This window comes from Brevundimonas sp. 374, from assembly GCF_900102995.1.
GTDB lineage: Bacteria > Pseudomonadota > Alphaproteobacteria > Caulobacterales > Caulobacteraceae > Brevundimonas > Brevundimonas vesicularis_C.
Genome location: NZ_FNKT01000001.1, coordinates 708,304 through 724,834, shown reverse-complemented (window position 1 = coordinate 724,834; position 16,531 = coordinate 708,304). Strand labels below are relative to the sequence as shown.

At 66.9% G+C, this 16,531-nt stretch carries 17 protein-coding genes; 14 read left to right on the top strand and 3 right to left on the bottom strand.

Annotated elements, in window-relative coordinates; genetic code table 11:
• Positions 1-55 precede the first annotated feature (55 nt).
• The 3 genes from BLR19_RS03565 (at position 56) to BLR19_RS03555 (ending at position 3,133) form a co-directional block, all read left to right on the top strand.
• The gene (locus tag BLR19_RS03565) at positions 56-1,426 is read left to right on the top strand and encodes a class II 3-deoxy-7-phosphoheptulonate synthase (protein WP_091747261.1); all 1,371 of its coding nucleotides are present in this window, start codon (positions 56-58) and stop codon (positions 1,424-1,426) included.
• Positions 1,427-1,516: 90 nt separating this feature from the next.
• The gene (locus BLR19_RS03560; RefSeq protein WP_066551688.1) at positions 1,517-2,092 is read left to right on the top strand and encodes a prephenate dehydratase domain-containing protein; all 576 of its coding nucleotides are present in this window, start codon (positions 1,517-1,519) and stop codon (positions 2,090-2,092) included.
• 318 nt (positions 2,093-2,410) lie between these two features.
• Positions 2,411-3,133 (top strand): chorismate mutase, encoded by a 723-nt coding sequence (locus tag BLR19_RS03555; RefSeq protein WP_231868790.1) that lies wholly within the window; start codon positions 2,411-2,413, stop codon positions 3,131-3,133.
• A 44-nt stretch (positions 3,134-3,177) separates the two neighbouring features.
• Here the strand turns inward: BLR19_RS03555 and panC are convergent, their stop codons facing one another.
• Positions 3,178-4,038, bottom strand: coding sequence for a pantoate--beta-alanine ligase (panC, locus tag BLR19_RS03550; protein ID WP_091747258.1), 861 nt, complete (start codon positions 4,036-4,038; stop codon positions 3,178-3,180).
• Positions 4,039-4,113: 75 nt separating this feature from the next.
• Between panC and BLR19_RS03545 the strand changes: the two genes are divergently transcribed.
• The 11 genes from BLR19_RS03545 to BLR19_RS03495 all read left to right on the top strand — a co-directional run bounded on the left by BLR19_RS03545 (position 4,114) and on the right by BLR19_RS03495 (position 14,601).
• A complete protein-coding gene (locus BLR19_RS03545; RefSeq protein WP_091747255.1) occupies positions 4,114-4,773 on the top strand; it encodes an SPOR domain-containing protein in 660 nt (219 codons plus the stop codon).
• A gap of 129 nt (positions 4,774-4,902) precedes the next feature.
• On the top strand, positions 4,903-5,739 hold the full coding sequence (locus tag BLR19_RS03540; RefSeq protein ID WP_091747252.1) for a division plane positioning ATPase MipZ: 837 nt from the start codon (positions 4,903-4,905) through the stop codon (positions 5,737-5,739).
• 7 nt (positions 5,740-5,746) lie between these two features.
• Positions 5,747-6,175: a J domain-containing protein gene (locus tag BLR19_RS03535; protein WP_091747249.1), complete on the top strand. Its 429-nt coding sequence runs from the start codon at positions 5,747-5,749 to the stop codon at positions 6,173-6,175.
• 133 nt (positions 6,176-6,308) lie between these two features.
• Positions 6,309-7,253, top strand: coding sequence for an ACP S-malonyltransferase (fabD, locus tag BLR19_RS03530; protein ID WP_091747246.1), 945 nt, complete (start codon positions 6,309-6,311; stop codon positions 7,251-7,253).
• A 144-nt stretch (positions 7,254-7,397) separates the two neighbouring features.
• Positions 7,398-8,138 (top strand): 3-oxoacyl-[acyl-carrier-protein] reductase, encoded by a 741-nt coding sequence (gene fabG / locus BLR19_RS03525; protein ID WP_091747244.1) that lies wholly within the window; start codon positions 7,398-7,400, stop codon positions 8,136-8,138.
• A 179-nt stretch (positions 8,139-8,317) separates the two neighbouring features.
• A complete protein-coding gene (locus BLR19_RS03520; protein ID WP_008264317.1) occupies positions 8,318-8,557 on the top strand; it encodes an acyl carrier protein in 240 nt (79 codons plus the stop codon).
• Between the two features lie 151 nt (positions 8,558-8,708).
• On the top strand, positions 8,709-9,980 hold the full coding sequence (gene fabF / locus BLR19_RS03515; RefSeq protein WP_091747241.1) for a beta-ketoacyl-ACP synthase II: 1,272 nt from the start codon (positions 8,709-8,711) through the stop codon (positions 9,978-9,980).
• A 1-nt stretch (position 9,981) separates the two neighbouring features.
• On the top strand, positions 9,982-11,142 hold the full coding sequence (gene mltG, locus BLR19_RS03510) for an endolytic transglycosylase MltG (RefSeq protein WP_091747238.1): 1,161 nt from the start codon (positions 9,982-9,984) through the stop codon (positions 11,140-11,142).
• Positions 11,139-12,023: a YicC/YloC family endoribonuclease gene (locus BLR19_RS03505; protein WP_055808655.1), complete on the top strand. Its 885-nt coding sequence runs from the start codon at positions 11,139-11,141 to the stop codon at positions 12,021-12,023. The genes mltG and BLR19_RS03505 overlap by 4 nt, the downstream gene beginning before the upstream one ends.
• Positions 12,013-12,654: a guanylate kinase gene (gene gmk / locus BLR19_RS03500; RefSeq protein WP_055808657.1), complete on the top strand. Its 642-nt coding sequence runs from the start codon at positions 12,013-12,015 to the stop codon at positions 12,652-12,654. The genes BLR19_RS03505 and gmk overlap by 11 nt, the downstream gene beginning before the upstream one ends.
• 315 nt (positions 12,655-12,969) lie before the next feature.
• Positions 12,970-14,601, top strand: coding sequence for an ATP-binding protein (locus tag BLR19_RS03495; protein WP_255366415.1), 1,632 nt, complete (start codon positions 12,970-12,972; stop codon positions 14,599-14,601).
• On the opposite strand, the gene BLR19_RS03490 is transcribed toward BLR19_RS03495, so the two are convergent.
• Positions 14,598-15,722 (bottom strand): pyridoxal phosphate-dependent aminotransferase, encoded by a 1,125-nt coding sequence (locus tag BLR19_RS03490; protein WP_091747232.1) that lies wholly within the window; start codon positions 15,720-15,722, stop codon positions 14,598-14,600. The genes BLR19_RS03495 and BLR19_RS03490 overlap by 4 nt on opposite strands.
• Positions 15,719-16,528 (bottom strand): 16S rRNA (adenine(1518)-N(6)/adenine(1519)-N(6))-dimethyltransferase RsmA, encoded by an 810-nt coding sequence (gene rsmA / locus BLR19_RS03485; RefSeq protein ID WP_091747229.1) that lies wholly within the window; start codon positions 16,526-16,528, stop codon positions 15,719-15,721. Before rsmA ends, BLR19_RS03490 begins: the two co-directional genes overlap by 4 nt.
• Positions 16,529-16,531: the final 3 nt, after the last annotated feature.

Genomic DNA, 16,531 nt, shown 5'->3' with positions numbered 1-16,531 from the left:
AAAATCCTCCCGGCTTTTCGTTGTTTGAATAGGCGCGAAGCCCTATTCTTGCGCGATGACACGCTGGACCCCCGAAAGCTGGAGAACCAAGACCGCCCTGCACATGCCGGCGGACTATCCGGATCCCGTCGCCCTTGCGCGAGTGGAAGACGAGTTGCGCGCCTTGCCGCCGCTGGTCTTCGCCGGCGAAGCGCGGCGCCTGACGTCGAAGCTGGCGCAGGTTGAGCGGGGTGACGCCTTCCTGCTTCAGGGCGGCGACTGCGCTGAGAGCTTCAAGGAGTTCTCGACAGACAATATCCGCGACACCTTCCGCCTGATTCTGCAGATGGCGGTCGTCCTGACCTTCGCCGGACGCAAGCCGGTGGTGAAGGTGGGGCGGATCGCGGGCCAGTTCGCCAAGCCTCGCTCGTCGCCACTCGAAGAGATCGACGGCGTCGAACTGCCCAGCTATCGCGGCGACATCATCAACGGCATGGGCTTCACGCCAGAGGAGCGCGCGCCCGATCCGCAGCGTCTGATCCGCGCCTATAACCAGTCGGCCTCGACGCTGAACCTGCTGCGCGCCTTCGCCGGCGGCGGCTATGCCGACCTGTACAACATCCATCGCTGGACCCTGGGCTTCGCCGGAGACAACGCCGCCGGCGCCCAGTACCGCGAGCTGGCCGACAAGATCACCGAGGCCCTGGCCTTCATGGAGGCGGTCGGCGTTACGCCTGAGACTCATCCGGACCTCAGCCGGGTCGAGGTTTTCACCAGCCACGAGGCTCTGCTGCTGAACGTCGAAAGCGCCCTGACGCGTCTGGACGGCGGTTCGGGCGAATGGTTCGACACCTCGGCCCACATGCTGTGGATCGGCGAGCGCACGCGTCAGCTGGACGGCGCCCACGTCGAGTTCATGAAGGGGATTAAGAACCCCATCGGCGTGAAGTGCGGGCCGACCATGACCGCCGACGACCTGCTGCCGCTGATCGACGCCTTGAACCCGGACAATGTCTCGGGTCGTCTGACGCTGATCGGACGCTTCGGTCACGACAAGGTGGGCGAGCGCCTGCCCAAGCTGATGCGCGAAGTGAAGGCCTCGGGCCGCAAGGTCATCTGGTCCATCGACCCGATGCACGGCAACACGCTGAAGGCCGGCAACGGCTACAAGACCCGGCCGTTCGACCGCATCCTGGGCGAGGTGCGGACCTTCATCGATGTGGCCGAGGCGGAAGGCGTCCACCCCGGCGGCGTCCATCTGGAAATGACCGGCCAGAATGTCACCGAATGCATCGGCGGCGCCCAGGCGGTGACGGAGGACGATCTGTCCAACCGCTATCACACCCACTGCGACCCGCGCCTGAACGCCGATCAGGCGCTGGAGCTGGCCTTCTTGGTCGCGGAGCGGCTGAAGGCCGGGCGGGTGGCGCAGTCAGCGGCGGCCTAACCGTCGTCAGTGCCCCAAATGCGGGCCGATCCGGTCATGGCGACGCCACCGAGGCAGCGCCAGATCGATCCGAGACCGAGGGAGTGATCGATGCAAGTAGCGGCTCCAACTGAGGAGAAGCCTGGGCGGGTCGCCTATCAGGGCGCGCCCGGATCGTTCAGCCATGAGGCTTGTCTGGCCTTGCGTCCGTGGGACGAGGCTGTGGCGTTCGAAACTTTCGCCCAGGCCCTGGATGCGCTGCGCGCCGGCGACTGCGGTTGCGCCCTGATACCGGTCGAGAACTCGACCATCGGCGTGGTCGAACCGGCGGCGACGCTGGTCGGTGCGCTTGGCGTGGAGCCCGTCGCCCAGGTCTGGCGGCCGATCCGTCATGCGCTGATGGCGATCGACGGCGCGCGTCTGTCCGATATCCGCACGGTCGAAAGCCACCCCATCGCCCTGGCCCAGTGCAAGGACACGCTGGCCGGTTTGAATGTCGAGGTGGTCGAGCATTTCGATACCGCAGGCGCGGCGCGCGATGTCGCCGAAGCGGGTGATCCCACACGGGCGGCCATCGCCCCGGTCGGCGCAGCCGAGGTTTACGGTCTGTCGATTCTGCGCAACGACTTGCAGGATTCCGGCGATAATCAGACGCGTTTTGTCCTGTTGAGCTTCCCTGAGGGTTGACGGCGCACGGTCTTTGCGTCCTTAAGACACCCACGGGTCGCAACACGATCCGCATAAACCGGAACCGGACCATGTCCCGCCTGCGCGCTCTTTCTGTTTCTTTCGACCGTTCGCGCGCGGTTTCCGGCCTCTATTTCGGCTACGGCTTTTACGGCTTTCGATACGCCGGCTGAGGCGTCGGGCGCACTCCGTCCCTGACTGCTTCACCGGCGACCGCTCTGGATCAGAGCGGCTGTTCGCTCCTGCACATATCGAATCTCAGAATGCCGAAAGCCCTTTTCCATGCCCCATTCCAATCTTCAGCAAGTCTGGCCTGACATGGCCGACCTGACCCCCGAACAGCAGGCGCTGGCCGCCCTGCGCGCCGAGATCGACGGCATCGACGACCAGATCCTGGCGCTGTTCGAGCAACGCCTGGCCATCGCCGCCACCGTCGGCCGGGCCAAGGACGCGCCCACCGGCCCGCACACCAAGCTGCGTCCCGATCGCGAGCAGACCGTCCTCTCGCGCATGCTCAAGCAGGCCAAGCCCGAGAACGCCGAGGCGGTCGAACATCTGTGGCGCGAGATCGTCGGCTGGGGCCTGGCGCGCCAGGGCCGCCTTCAGGTGCAGGTCTGGGCCCCGATCGAACCGACCCGCGCCTATGACGGCGCGCGCCTGCGCTTCGGCGCCGCCGCCGACATCAAGATGGTGCGCGATCCGCAAAAGGCTCTGGCCTTCGCCGCCGAGGGCCACGGGATTGCCGTGCTGGCGATCAATACCGAGGACGCCTGGTGGATGGGCCTGCGGCGCGAGTGGTCGATGCTGAGCGTCTTCGACGGCTACGGCGGCGAGACCCCGACATCGCTGGCGGTCGGCAAGATCGATCCGCCGGCTCTGCCCAAGGGCCGACGCGTGGTGGTCACCGCGGGCGGCGATGCGGGCGACGGCGGCGGCGCGCGGCGCTGGGGCCTGAACACCCATCACGGCTGGACCATCGCCCTGACCGACGCCGACTTGGCGCCGGGCGACGCCGAGGGTTGTGTCGGCGCGATCGGATGATCTGACAGGGCCGCATCCGGCGAACGGATGCGGCCCTTTTCGTTTCAGACCGCCATATTGTCGATCAGTCGCGTCTTGCCCAGCCAGGCGGCGGCCAGGATGCGGGCGGGGGCGTCGACGATGTCGTTGCGGAACGGCGTCAGGTCCTCGGCGTGGCGAATGGCGACGTAATCGACCCGATCAAACCCGGCTTTCAAAAGGGCGGCATAGGCTTCACGCTCGACGCCGGGCAGGGGGCGGCCGCTCGAGGCATGGACGCCGGCCTCCGCCAGAATGCCGTTCAGCCGGCGGGCGGTCTCAAGCTCAGCCTCCGACAGATAGGCGTTGCGTGACGAAAGGGCCAGGCCCCAGCCGTCCCGCTCCGTCGGCGCCGCGACGATCTCGACCGGCAGGTCCAGATCGCGCACGAACCGACGTACGACCATCAGCTGTTGATAGTCCTTCTCGCCAAAGACCGCGACATCGGGCTGGACCTGGTTGAACAGCTTGGTGACGACCAGGGCGACCCCGCCGAACATCTGTGGCCGGAAATCGCCTTCCAGACCCAGCGCCGGGCCGGTGACGGCGACGGCTGTCGCAAAGCCTTCCGGATACATTTCATCGGCTGAGGGCGCGAACATCAGGTGGCAGCCGGCGCCGGACAGCAAGAGGGCGTCTTCCTCCTGCTGGCGGGGATATTTGCCCAGATCCTCATGCGCCGCGAATTGGGTCGGATTGACGAAGTTGGAGGCGACGACGCGGTCGGCGCGGCGTGCGGCCTCGCGCACCAGGGTCAGATGGCCTTCGTGCAGGGCGCCCATGGTCGGAACCATGCCGACGCTCAGGCCTTGACGTTTCCAGTCCCGGACGATCGCCCGCAGGTCGGCGACGGTGCGGACGACGGGGAGGAGGGCGGCGTCTATCATGATGAAGCGATTAACCTTTCCGCTTAAGCCTGTTGATGCACCAGACCGCAAATTCTGGGCTCTAGGGTCGTGCTTATGACGCCCGCAGAAGCGACCCGTCCAGTTCTGATCGCCCTGGCCTTCGCCAGCAGCCTCGCCGCCGCCGGCTGCGGCGCGGTGGACAGCGATCCCCATCGATTCAGCATGATGGCCGAGAACGTCGCGGCGATCGACATTCCGCTATCGGCCCGCGATCGCCAAACCCCGCATGCCGTGGCTGAAAAGGCCGGACTGCGGCCTGTGCGCTTCACGCCGGTCAAGGTGGCGGTCATGGATCCTCACGCCATGTGGGACGCCCGAGACGTCCAGGCAGGCCTTCGCCCCGTCGGTGAAGATGCAGGCCTGCGGAACGCGGTTGTCCGGGCTGCCTCGCCCGCCGTTGTCAAAGCCGTGGCGGATGAGGCGATCTCGCGGGTGCAGGCCCCCGTCTTGCGTCCCGCCAGTCTCACGGCGGCGCCGGAAACCGGGCGAACGATCCAACTGGGCGCCTATTCCAGTGCGGCCAGCGCGCGCCAGGCCTGGGATCGGATGAAGGCCACGTCAGACCTGTCGGGATTATCGCCGATCTACCAAGAGGTCGAGGTGGGCGGCCGTCGGCTGACGCGGCTGAAGGTCGGGCCGGTATCCACCGAAACCGCCGCTGCGGTCTGCCGCTCCGCCGCTGTCGGCGACGCCTGGTGCGCGCGTAACAGCTGACCGACCCCGGTTCGCCGTCCACAGGTCTGCGTTAAGGTTCCGTTGACGTTTGGCGCTTTGAGGCCGAGTCTCTGTGGACCTAGGACCGCGCAGTCTGAGTCGCGCGGTCGGCACAGAGGATTCCCTCGAATGACGCAGCCGCATGTGATCGTCCTCGGCAACGAAAAGGGCGGGGCGGGCAAGTCCACCCTGGCCATCCACATCGTGACCGGCCTGCTGCATGCCGGGCGCTCGGTGGCGATCATCGATCTGGACCTGCGCCAGCGTTCGATGCAGCGCTTCTTCCACAATCGTCTGGCCTGGCTGGCCGCGAACGGGCACGATCTGCCCCAGCCGTTCATTCCCGACATGGGCGACGGCAAGGGCCTGGCCAAGGCGGACGTCGCCGACCAGATCGCCACCTTCGAGCGCGCCTTCGACGAAGCGGCGGCGCGGGGCGTCGATTGCATCCTGATCGATACGCCCGGCGGCGACACGGCCGTTTCGAACGCCGCCCACGCCCGCGCCGATCAGATCGTGACGCCGATGAACGACAGCTTCGTCGATTTCGACCTGCTGGGCGACGTTGATCCGGTCACCCTGGAACTGCTGAAACCCTCGATCTATTCCGAGAGCGTCTGGGAGGCGCGCAAGCAGCGCGCCATCGCCCAGGGCCGTCACGCGACGATCGACTGGCTGGTGGTCACCAATCGTCTCGCCGTCGCGGAGGCCCGCAACCGCAAGCGTCTGGAAGAACGGATGACCAAGCTGGCCAAGCGCGTCGGCTTCCGCGTCGGTCCCGGCCTGCGTGACCGGGTCATCTATCGCGAACTGTTCCCGTTCGGCCTGACGGTGGCCGACCTGTCGAACGACATCCGGCCGGTCGCGGTGTCCCTGGCCCACGTCGCTGCGCGCCAAGAGATGCGCAATCTGATGATGGCCATGGGCCTGGAGCAGGTTCTCAGCCCTTTGGACGTGGCGGCCTGATCGCCTGATGGGTTTGATCTGGCTGGCCTTGGCGGCGATCGCCGTCTGGGCGCTGGTGCGGATGGGCCGGCAGACCGAGCGACGCGGACGCGCCCGCTGGCGCGTGACCGCGACCCTACTGGGCGCGGTGCTGCTGGCGGGCGGCGCGCTGGCGGCGTTTCGTGGATCGTGGCTGACGGCGGCGGCGCTGGCAGGGGCAGGACTCTATCTGGCCTGGTCCTCCCGCACGCGGCCGGTCATCCGATCCGAACCCATCAGCGAGGCTGACGCCCGCGCCGTGCTGGGCGTCGGGCCAGCCGCGACCGAGACGGAAATCCGCGCGGCCTGGAAACGCGCCATGGCCCGCGCACATCCCGATCAGGGCGGCACGGCGGGGCTGGCGATGCGCGTCAACGCCGCGCGTGATCGGCTGCTGGGAAAATCCGGGCGAAGCTAGGCGCGCTCTCGAAGCCACGTCCCTGCGGTCGTGGAAACTGTCGGACGCAAAAGCACGCATCGCCTCCGCTTGCCCTCGGGTAAGTCTGGGCTTACGGGTCCGCGCTCTTGATCAATGATTCAGGGAGCGGTCGATGACCCTCGCACTTCTGTTTCCGGGACAGGGCAGCCAGGCCGTCGGCATGGGCGCGCCGTTGGCGGACGCTTTCCAATCCGCTCGCGACGTCTTCGCCGAGGTGGACGAGGCGCTGGGCCAGAAGCTGTCGGTGCTGATGCGCGAAGGCCCCGAGGATCAACTGACCCTGACCGAGAACGCCCAGCCCGCCCTGATGGCGGTGTCCGTGGCGGCGATCCGGGCGTTGAAGGCCGAGTTCGGGTTTGACGTGGCGAGCGCGGCCTATGTGGCCGGTCACTCGCTGGGCGAATATTCGGCGCTGGCGGCGGCGGGTGCGATCTCGTTGTCGGATACGGCGCGGCTGCTGAAACTGCGCGGTCAGGCCATGCAGCGCGCGGTTCCGGTGGGGCAGGGTGCGATGGCCTCGCTGATCGGACCCAAGACGGATCTGGCGCTGGCGGAAGCAGCGGCGGCGGCCGGTTCGGAAATCGGCGTCTGCGTGGTCGCCAATGACAACAACAACGGCAATATCGTCATCTCGGGCGAGAAGGCCGCCGTGGATCGGGCCATCGAGAAGGCCAAGGAACTGGGCGCGCGAGCGATCCCGCTGAACGTCTCGGCACCGTTCCACTGCCCGCTGATGCAGCCGGCGGCGGACGAAATGGCTGCGGCCCTGGCCGAGGCGAAGATTGTCGCGCCGGTGATTCCGGTGGTCGCCAACGTCCTGGCGCGGCCCGAGAGCGATCCGGCAATCATTCGTCGGCTGCTGGTCGAACAGGTCACCGGCCGGGTGCGCTGGCGCGAGAGCATGGAATGGATGGCGACCGAAGGCGGCGTGACGCGCTTTGTCGAGATCGGCTCGGGCAAGGTGCTGACCGGCATGGCCAAGCGGATCGCGCCGGACGCCGAGGCCTTGCCGCTGAATACGCCCGAAGAGTTGGAAGCGTTCGCGAAATCGGTGTGAAGCCCTAGGTCGTCATCCTCGGGCTTGACCCGAGGATCGGACGGTCCGCACTTCGGCGTCTGAGCGCCATTATCGACATCGGCGCCGCACAGCGCCTGATCCTCGGGGCAAGCCCGAGGATGACGGAAAGAGTAGAGGGAACAGATGTTCAATCTTGCAGGCAAGACTGCGCTGGTGACCGGCGCGACGGGCGGGATCGGCGGGGCGGTGGCGCGGGCGTTGCATGCCCAGGGCGCGACCGTGGTGCTGTCGGGCACGCGCGAGGCGGTGCTGGCGGATCTGGCCAAGGAGCTGGGGGAGCGGGCGCATTTCGCCACGGCGAACCTGTCGGACCCGGAATCGGTCGACAATCTGGTCGCTGCGGCCGAAACGGCGGCGGGCTCAGCCCTGGACATCCTGGTGGCCAATGCGGGCATCACCAAGGACGGCCTGCTGATGCGGATGAAGGACGAGGATTTCCAGTCAGTTCTGACCGTCAACCTGGAAAGCTATTTCCGCCTGACCCGCGCGGCGGTGAAGGGGATGATGAAGCGCCGTTCGGGGCGAATCATCGGCGTCACCTCGGTCGTCGGCGTGACCGGCAATCCGGGCCAGACCAACTATTCGGCGTCCAAGGCCGGGATGATCGGCTTTTCCAAGTCGCTGGCGCAGGAGGTCGGCTCGCGCGGCATCACCGTCAACTGCATCGCGCCGGGCTTCATCGCCTCGCCAATGACCGACGTGCTGAACGACCAGCAGCGCGAAACCATTCTGAGCCGGATTCCGGCGGGCCGGCTGGGTTCGGGCGACGAGATCGCCGCCGCCGCCGTCTATCTGTCGTCCGACGAAGCCGCCTATGTGACGGGCCAGACCCTGCACGTGAACGGCGGAATGGCGATGATTTAAGGGCTGCGGCCCTTATCACGTCGCGCAACAGACTATTTCCAGCCCGAAAGCCTGTGCTAAAGGGTTGAATGCGTCGGCGGTTCGGGCTTTCGGGCTTGCGTCGCCTTCGCTGCCGTGAGACGGCGATTTCTGAGCTACCCCCGCCTCTACGGCGATTTCAAACAGGCAGAGAGACACTCATGTCCGACACCCTCGAGCGCGTTCGCAAGATCGTCATCGACCATCTGGACGCCGATCCGGACAAGGTCACCGAAAAGGCCAGCTTCATCGACGACTTGGGCGCCGACTCGCTCGACAACGTCGAGCTGGTGATGGCCTTCGAAGAAGAATTCGACATCGAGATCCCGGATGACGCCGCTGAGCACATCCAGACGGTCGGCGATGCGGTCAAGTTCATCGACGAAAAGTCGGCCGGCTGATCTCAGTCGCCGATATCGGCCGAACAGGCTGACGGTTCACAGGGCCGCCCGGCGCTCCTAGCGGAGACGCCCGGCGGCCTTTACTGTTTCTGACCCGCGCGAATCCGCAATGATTCCGAAGGGTCGGGCTGGAGATAAGGGAGCACGCACCATGCGCCGCGTCGTCGTTACGGGCATCGGTCTGCTGACCCCCCTGGGTTGGGGCGTCGAGAAGAGCTGGAAAGGCATCGTCGAGGGACGCTCGGGCATCGGCCCGATCACGTCGTTCGACACTACGGGCTATGGCTGCACCATCGCCGGCGAAGTGCCGAGCGTGGATGGACGCGGCGGCGGCGGCGAAGGCGACTTCGATCCCGAGAAGATCATGTCCGCCAAGGACAGGAAGCGCGTCGACGACTTTATCCTGTACGCCATCGCGGCGGCGGATGAGGCCCTGGCCGACGCCAACTGGAAGCCCGAAACAGACGAGGACAAGGAGCGCACCGGCGTGATGGTCGGCTCCGGCATCGGCGGCCTGGGCCCCATCGCCGATACGGCCATCGTGCTGAAGGAACAGGGCGTGCGTCGCGTCAGCCCCTTCTTCATTCCCAGCGCCCTGATCAACCTCGCCGGCGGCCAGATTTCGATCCGTCACGGTCTTAAGGGGCCGAACCATGCGGCGGTGACCGCCTGCGCTACGGGCGCCCACGCCATCGGCGATGCGGCGCGGATGATCGCGCTGGACGACGCGGACGTGATGGTGGCGGGCGGGGCCGAGAGCTCGGTCGTGCCGATCGGAATCGCGGGCTTCCTGGCGTGCAAGGCGCTGTGCACTGCGTACAACGACACGCCCGAGAAGGCGTCGCGTCCCTATGACCGTGGCCATGCGGGCTTCGTTATGGGCGAAGGCGCCGGCATTCTGGTGCTGGAAGAATACGACCACGCCAAGGCGCGCGGGGCCAAGATCTACGCCGAGGTCGTGGGCTATGGCATGAGCGGCGACGCCTATCACATCACCGCCCCGTCCGAGGACGGCGAAGGCGGGGTGCGGGCCATGAAGGCGGCGCTGAAACGGGCTGGTCTGCAGCCATCGGACCTAGACTACGTCAACGCCCACGGCACCTCAACCATGGCTGACTGGATCGAGCTGAAGGGGATAGAGGGGCTGGTCGGGGGTCATGCGCAGAACCTGACCGTCTCTTCGACCAAGTCGATGACCGGACACCTGCTGGGCGCGGCGGGCGCCATCGAGGCTGCCTTCTGCGTGCTGGCGATCCGCGATCAGATCGCGCCGCCGACGATCAATCTGGACGACCCCGAGATGGAAACGCCCATCGACCTGGTCCCCAACACCGCCAAGCCGATGAAGATCGATGTGGCCATGTCCAACAGCTTCGGCTTCGGGGGCACCAACGCCTCGGTGATCTTCAAGAAGGTCGACTGAGATGTTCGGGCGCGGGCGGGTCGAGAAATCCAGCGGGCGGTCGGGCTTTACGGTCTCGCTACTGACCGCGTCCGCGACCTTCGGCCTGTTCCTGCTGGTGGCGCTGATCGCCGTCTGGGCGGTCTATTATGCGCCGGGGCCGTCCGCGCGGCAGGGCCAGACGACGGTCGTCACCCTGCCCAGCGGATCGGGCGTCTCGGCCATCGCCGCGCGGATGAAGGCGGCGGGGGTGATCCGTTCGACGGACCTATTCCGTGCGGCCGCGACCCTGACGGGCGCGGATCGGCGGCTGAGAGCCGGCGAATACGAGGTGCCGTCCGGCACGTCGCTGGCCGGGGTGCTGAACCTGCTGGTCGAGGGGCGGGTGGTGCGCCATTTCGTGACCCTGCCAGAGGGCTGGTCGTCGTTGCAGGCGGTGGACATCCTGAACAAGGAGGCCGTTCTGACCGGGACGGTCACCGAAACGCCTGAGGAAGGCAGCCTGTGGCCTGATACCTATGAGGTTTCGCGCGGCGACACGCGCCAGTCGGTGATCGACCGGATGCAGCGCGCGGCGACCGAGAACCTGCGTCTGCTGTGGAGCCAGAGGTCGCCCGCGACCGTGGCGCGCACGCCGGAAGAGGCTGTGATTCTGGCCTCCATCGTGGAGAAGGAAACCGCGCTGGCGGCGGAACGACCGCGTGTCGCGGCGGTGTTCACGAACCGTCTGCGGGCGGGGATGCGGCTGGAGAGCGATCCGACCATCGTCTACGGCGTGACGAAGGGTCGGCCGCTGGGACGGGGCATCCGGCGCTCGGAGTTGCTGGCCCCGACGCCGTGGAACACTTACCAGATCAACGGGCTGCCGCCGACGCCGATCGCCAATCCGGGCAAGGAGGCGGTCAAGGCGGTGTTGAACCCGCCGGGAGACCCGGCCCTGTTCTTCGTGGCCGATGGGTCCGGCGGACACGCCTTCGCCCTGACTTATGACGAGCATCTGCAAAACGTCGCGCGGTGGCGTCAGATCGAGCGCCAGAAGGCGGGCTTGCCGCCGGAAGCGACGCCGCCCGCCACGCCGGGAACCAGTGCTGCGCCGATGACGAGCGAGCCGACCGCCACTTCGGTCGAGAACGGTCAGGCGACGATCACCCTTCCAGCCGGCGCGACGCAGGGGCTTCGATGAGCACGCTATCTGGCATGACCGGCTTTGGCCGTGCCGACGGGGCCGGCGAAGGCTGGACCTGGTCGGTCGAGGCGCGCTCGGTCAACGGACGCAATCTGGAGGTCCGCTTCCGGGGACCGAACGGTTTCGACGGGCTGGAGCGCGCAGCAAAGGCGGCCGGCCAGGCGCGGTTCGCGCGGGGCCAGGTCACCATCGGCGTTCAGGCCAAGCGAACCGAAGCGGGCGAGGCGGCGGTCACAATCAACGCCGCCGTGCTGGCGCGCTATTTGACGCTGGCGAACGAACTGGCTGAAGACGGCGCAACGCCGCCGTCGGCTGACGGCCTGCTGGCCCTGCGCGGTGTGATCGAGGCGCCCGAGGAGGCGGACGATCCCGAGGCGCGGGCGGCGGTCGAGGCGGCCATGACCCGCACGGTCGAAGAGGCGCTGGATGCGCTGAAGGCGTCACGCCAGAACGAGGGCGCGCAACTGACGCCGGTGCTGGACGAATTCATCGCTCGGATCGAGGGGCTGGTCGCCCAGGCGGAAGGCGAGGCGGCGGCGCAGGTCGAGGCTATCCGCGATCGCTTCACCCGTCGAATCTCCGAACTGGCGCCCGATGCGCCGGGGCTTGAGGACCGAATCTTCCTGGAAGCGGCCGCCCTTGCGACCAAGGCCGACGTGCGCGAGGAGCTGGATCGGCTGACCGCCCATGTCGCCTCGGCGCGTCAGCTTGTGGCCTCGGCGCCCGCCGGCAGGAAACTCGACTTCCTGATGCAAGAATTCATGCGTGAGGCCAACACGCTGTGCTCGAAATCCGCTACGACCGCGCTCACCGGAATCGGCCTGGAGCTCAAGGCCGTCATCGAACAGTTGCGTGAGCAGGTCCAGAATGTCGAATGAACGCAGCCCCCGCCGGGGCGTCCTCCTGATCGTCGCCAGTCCGTCGGGCGCCGGCAAGACCTCGCTGTGCCGCCGGTTGATGGCCGATCATGGCGGGCTGGAGCTGTCGGTCTCAATGACCACGCGCGGCATCCGGCCGGGCGAGGTGGATGGCCGCGACTACAACTTCGTCGGCCATGACGAGTTTCAGCGCCTGATCGACGAGGACGCCTTCCTGGAATGGGCGGACGTCCACGGCAATCGCTACGGCAGCCCGCGCGGGCCGGTGGACAAGGCGCTGGCCGAGGGGCGCGACGTGCTGTTCGACATCGACTGGCAGGGCGCGCGCGACGTGGCCGAGAAATGCCCCGAGGACGCCGTGCGCGTCTTCATCCTGCCGCCCAGCCTGGAAGAGCTGCGTCGCCGTCTCGTCACTCGCTCACAGGATGCCGACGATGTGATCGAGCGCCGCGTGGCCAACGCCAAGGGCGAGATCGAACACTGCGACGCCTTCGACTATGTGCTGGTGAACGAAGATTTCGACCGGTCCTACGCCGAACTGGCCCACATCTATCACGCCGAGCGTTCGCGTCGGTTCAGGAACCTGTGGGTCGGCGACTACAAGGCCGCCCTGCTGAACGAAGCCGTCTGAAAAAACAGCGCCACAGGCCGTGGGGACCTGCGGCGCTGTGGGGTACTCAACGCTACACTACTGACGCTGTTTTGCCGCCCAGAAGATTTCGGACGGTAAACGCGGTCATAGGGAATGTCCCTTAGCTGCCCAACGGCTCAGGTTTACGTCCTGTTCGCCCTCTTGACCTAACGTCAGGCGGTGAACGGGGGTATCATGGGCTTTCTTCATTCGATCGCGCCTCTTCTGGCCATCAGCGCCAAGGAGAGGGTCAGGCAGGTCCCGGTCAGGCTTTTGCTGGCCGCCTTGGTCGGTTGGGCCATGAACGAAGCTGGAATGCTGCGATGGGTCCCGCTGTGGCTGGCGGTCGCGGTTCTGGTTCAGGCGTTCGAACTGTGGGCCATGGCGCCGTTCAGACGCGCCGAAGCGTCGCAGAGCCCGCTGTCCGTGTTTGTCGCTCTGGCGTCCACCACCGTGATGGCGACGACCTATGCCGCGATGGCCCTGATGGTCTGGTCCACCAACCATCCAGCGCTGGTGACGCTCGCCGCCCTGACGATGGCGGGCGGGCTATTGACCAATGTCGCGTCCGGCATCGCCTCGCGTCGGATCTTCTTCATCGGCGGCAGCCCTTATCTGGCGGCGCTGGCCTTGATGCCGGCGATCAAGGTGATCCAGGGTGATACCCGCGGGGTCGTGGTCATGACCCTGTCCGCCATCCTGTTCGTCGGCATGGTGCTGAACATCTATTGGCGCGTGCACGGATCACGCGAAGCCGAGGTGAAATCCCGGGCGGAAGCGGAAACGCGGCTGGAGCAGGCGCAGGCGGCCATGGCCGATCGTGCGGCGATGGCGGCGATCGTCAGCCACGAACTGCGCACGCCCGTCAGCGCCATCCTGGCCGGCGCCCATGTCATTCGTGATGGCAAGTCGCCGGAGCACCGCCAGGAGACGGCCGACCTGATCATCGACGCCGGACGATTGATGACCGGCATGCTGAACGATCTGCTGGACCACTCCAAGATGGAGGCCGGGGCGATGGCGATGGAAAGCCGCGACTTCGAGCTCGGCGATTTGATGCGCGATACGGTGCGGTTCTGGGCGGCGCCGGCGGCGGACAAGGGACTGACGCTGGACATGTCGGGCGTGGACAGCGAGGCGGTGTGGCTGCGCGGAGACCCCTATCGCCTGCGCCAGATCATCAACAACCTTGTGTCCAACGCGATCAAGTTCACACCGTCGGGCGCGATCCGTCTTGAAGCGTCAGCGCCGCGTGGTGACGGGAAGCACTGTCTGACCCTGACCGTCATCGACCAGGGCGCCGGCATTGCGCCAGACGCGATGAACCGGCTGTTCACCCCCTTCGCACAGGGGTCGGCCGAGGTGGCGCGCACCTATGGCGGCACGGGCCTAGGCCTGACCGTCAGTCGGGAGCTGGCGCGGTTGATGGGCGGCGACCTGACGGTCGAGAGCAAGGCGGGGCAGGGGGCGGCCTTTACCCTATGTGTCGATCTGCCGGCGGGTCAGCCGACGCAGGCTTTGGACGGGCACGAGACGGCGGCGCCCGTTCTGGCCCGGCGGCTTCGCGTGCTGGCCGTGGACGATCACGAGATCAATCGCCGAACCATCGCGCTCGTGCTTCAGCCCTTGAACGTCGATCTGACCACGGCCTCGGACGGCCATCTGGCGCTGGCGCTGCTGTCCGAGAAGGCGTTCGATGTGGTGCTGATGGATGTGAATATGCCGGGCATCGACGGCAACGAGACGACACGGCGCTTGCGTGCGTCGGACGGGCCCAATGCGGACGCCCCTGTGATCGGGTTCAGCGCGGGCACGGAAGCCGAACAGGTGCAGGCCTGCTATGCGGCCGGTATGACGGACTGGTTGGCCAAGCCGCTGGAGCCGAAGAAGCTCTACGACGCCTTGCACCGGGCGACATCGACGGCGGCGCCGGCGAAGGCGGCTTAAGCCAGGGCCGCGAACCAGGGACGCAGGCGGCTCAAGGCGTCTTCGATCTCGGGGGTCGAGACGGCGAAGCTGAAACGGATGAAATGGTGGCCTTCGACAGGGTCGAAGTCGACGCCGGGCGCGGTGGCGACGCCGGTGTCGCGCAGCAATTGCTCGCAGAAGGCCACGCTGTCGTTCGTCAGATGGCCGATGTCAGCCCAGATGTAGAAGGCGCCGTCGGGGGGCGCGATCTTGCGCAGACCCAGCGCGGGCAGAGCGTCTAGCATCAGCTGGCGGTTGCGGGCGTAGGTCTGGATATGGCCTTCCAGCTCATCGATCGCGTCCATGGCGACCAGACCGGCATGCTGGCTGAGGCTGGGAGGCGTCAGGAACATGTTGCCGATATAGGCGCGGGCGGCGTCGATCCGCGTTTCCGGAACCAGCAGCCAGCCGAGGCGCCAGCCCGCCATGCTCCAATATTTGGAGAAGCTGTTGATGACCACGGCGTCAGGCGCAAACTGCAGCATCGAAGGCGTCGGGCCGACATAGCTGAGGCCGTGGTAGATCTCGTCCGAGATGATGGCGATGTTTCGCGCGCGGCAGACCTCGGCGATGGCGGCCAGCTCGGCGTCCGGGATGATGGTGCCGGTCGGATTGGCGGGGCTGGCGATGATGACGCCGGCAGGGGCGGGATCCAGCGCCTGAAGCTGGGCGGCGGTGAGCTGGAATCGGGTGTCGGGACCGCAGGCGATTTCGACCGGCTCAAGATGCAGGGCCCGCAGGGTGTTGCGATAGGCGACGTAACCGGGCCGGGCCAGGGCGATCCGATCGCCGGGCTTGAACAGGGTGCTGAGCGCCAGCACCAGGGCCGGGGAGGCGCCGCAGGTCAGCAGGATGCGGTTGGGATCGACGGCGACGCCGTACCGCTCGTCGTACAGGCGCGCGATGCGGGCGCGCAGATCGGGACTTTCCCAATAGCCCATCGCGTCGGCGTCCAGCACCTGATGCGCTTTCGCGATGGCGGCTGCGGGCGCGCCTGTGGAGGGCTGGCCGAACTCCATATGGATGATCGACCGGCCTTCGCTCTTGAGCTGGTGCGCCAGCCGGCTGACGGAGATGGCGCGGAAGGGTTCGACGGTCATTGAAGGGCGTCCGCCAGTCGCAGGAAGCCCGCGACGTCGATGGTTTCGGCGCGGGCGTCGGGCTCAATGCCAGCGGCCTCGCACAGGGCGGCGGCGCCCAGTTGTTTCAGGCTGGAGCGCAGCATCTTGCGGCGTTGGCCGAAGGCGGCGGCGGTGACGCATTCCAGCTTTTTCAGGCGTTCCGGCGACGGCCGCTCATCCAGCGGAACCAGATGGACGACGGCCGAAGCCACCTTGGGCGGAGGGGTAAAGGCGGCGGCGGGCAGATGCATGACGATGCGGGCGGTGCAGACGGCCTGGGCAATCACGGCCAGACGGCCGTAGGCGTCCTCGCCTGGCCCTGCGGCGACGCGTTCGGCGACTTCCTTCTGGAACATCAGGGTCAGGCTGTGGGGCAGCCACGGGCCGGTCAGCCATTTAATCAGCAGAGGAGTGCCGACATTGTAGGGCAGGTTGGACACCAGATGGGTCGGGCCTGAGACCAGATCGGCCTCCTTCACCTTCAGCGCATCGGCTTCGACGATGGTCAGACGGCCGGAGCCGTCGTCCAGTTCGGTCAGCAAGGGAATGAAGCGCGGATCCTTTTCCACCAAGATCACGGGGCCGGCGTCGGATTCCAGCAGGGCGCGGGTCAGGCCGCCGGGACCGGGGCCGACCTCGATCACGGCGCGGCCCTCGAACGGACCGGCCAGACGCACGATCTTGCGAGTGACGTTCAGGTCCAGCAGGAAATGCTGGCCGAAGCTCTTCTTGGCCGAAAGGCCGTGGGCGTCGAGGGTTTCGCGGAGGGAGGGAAGGTCGGTCACACG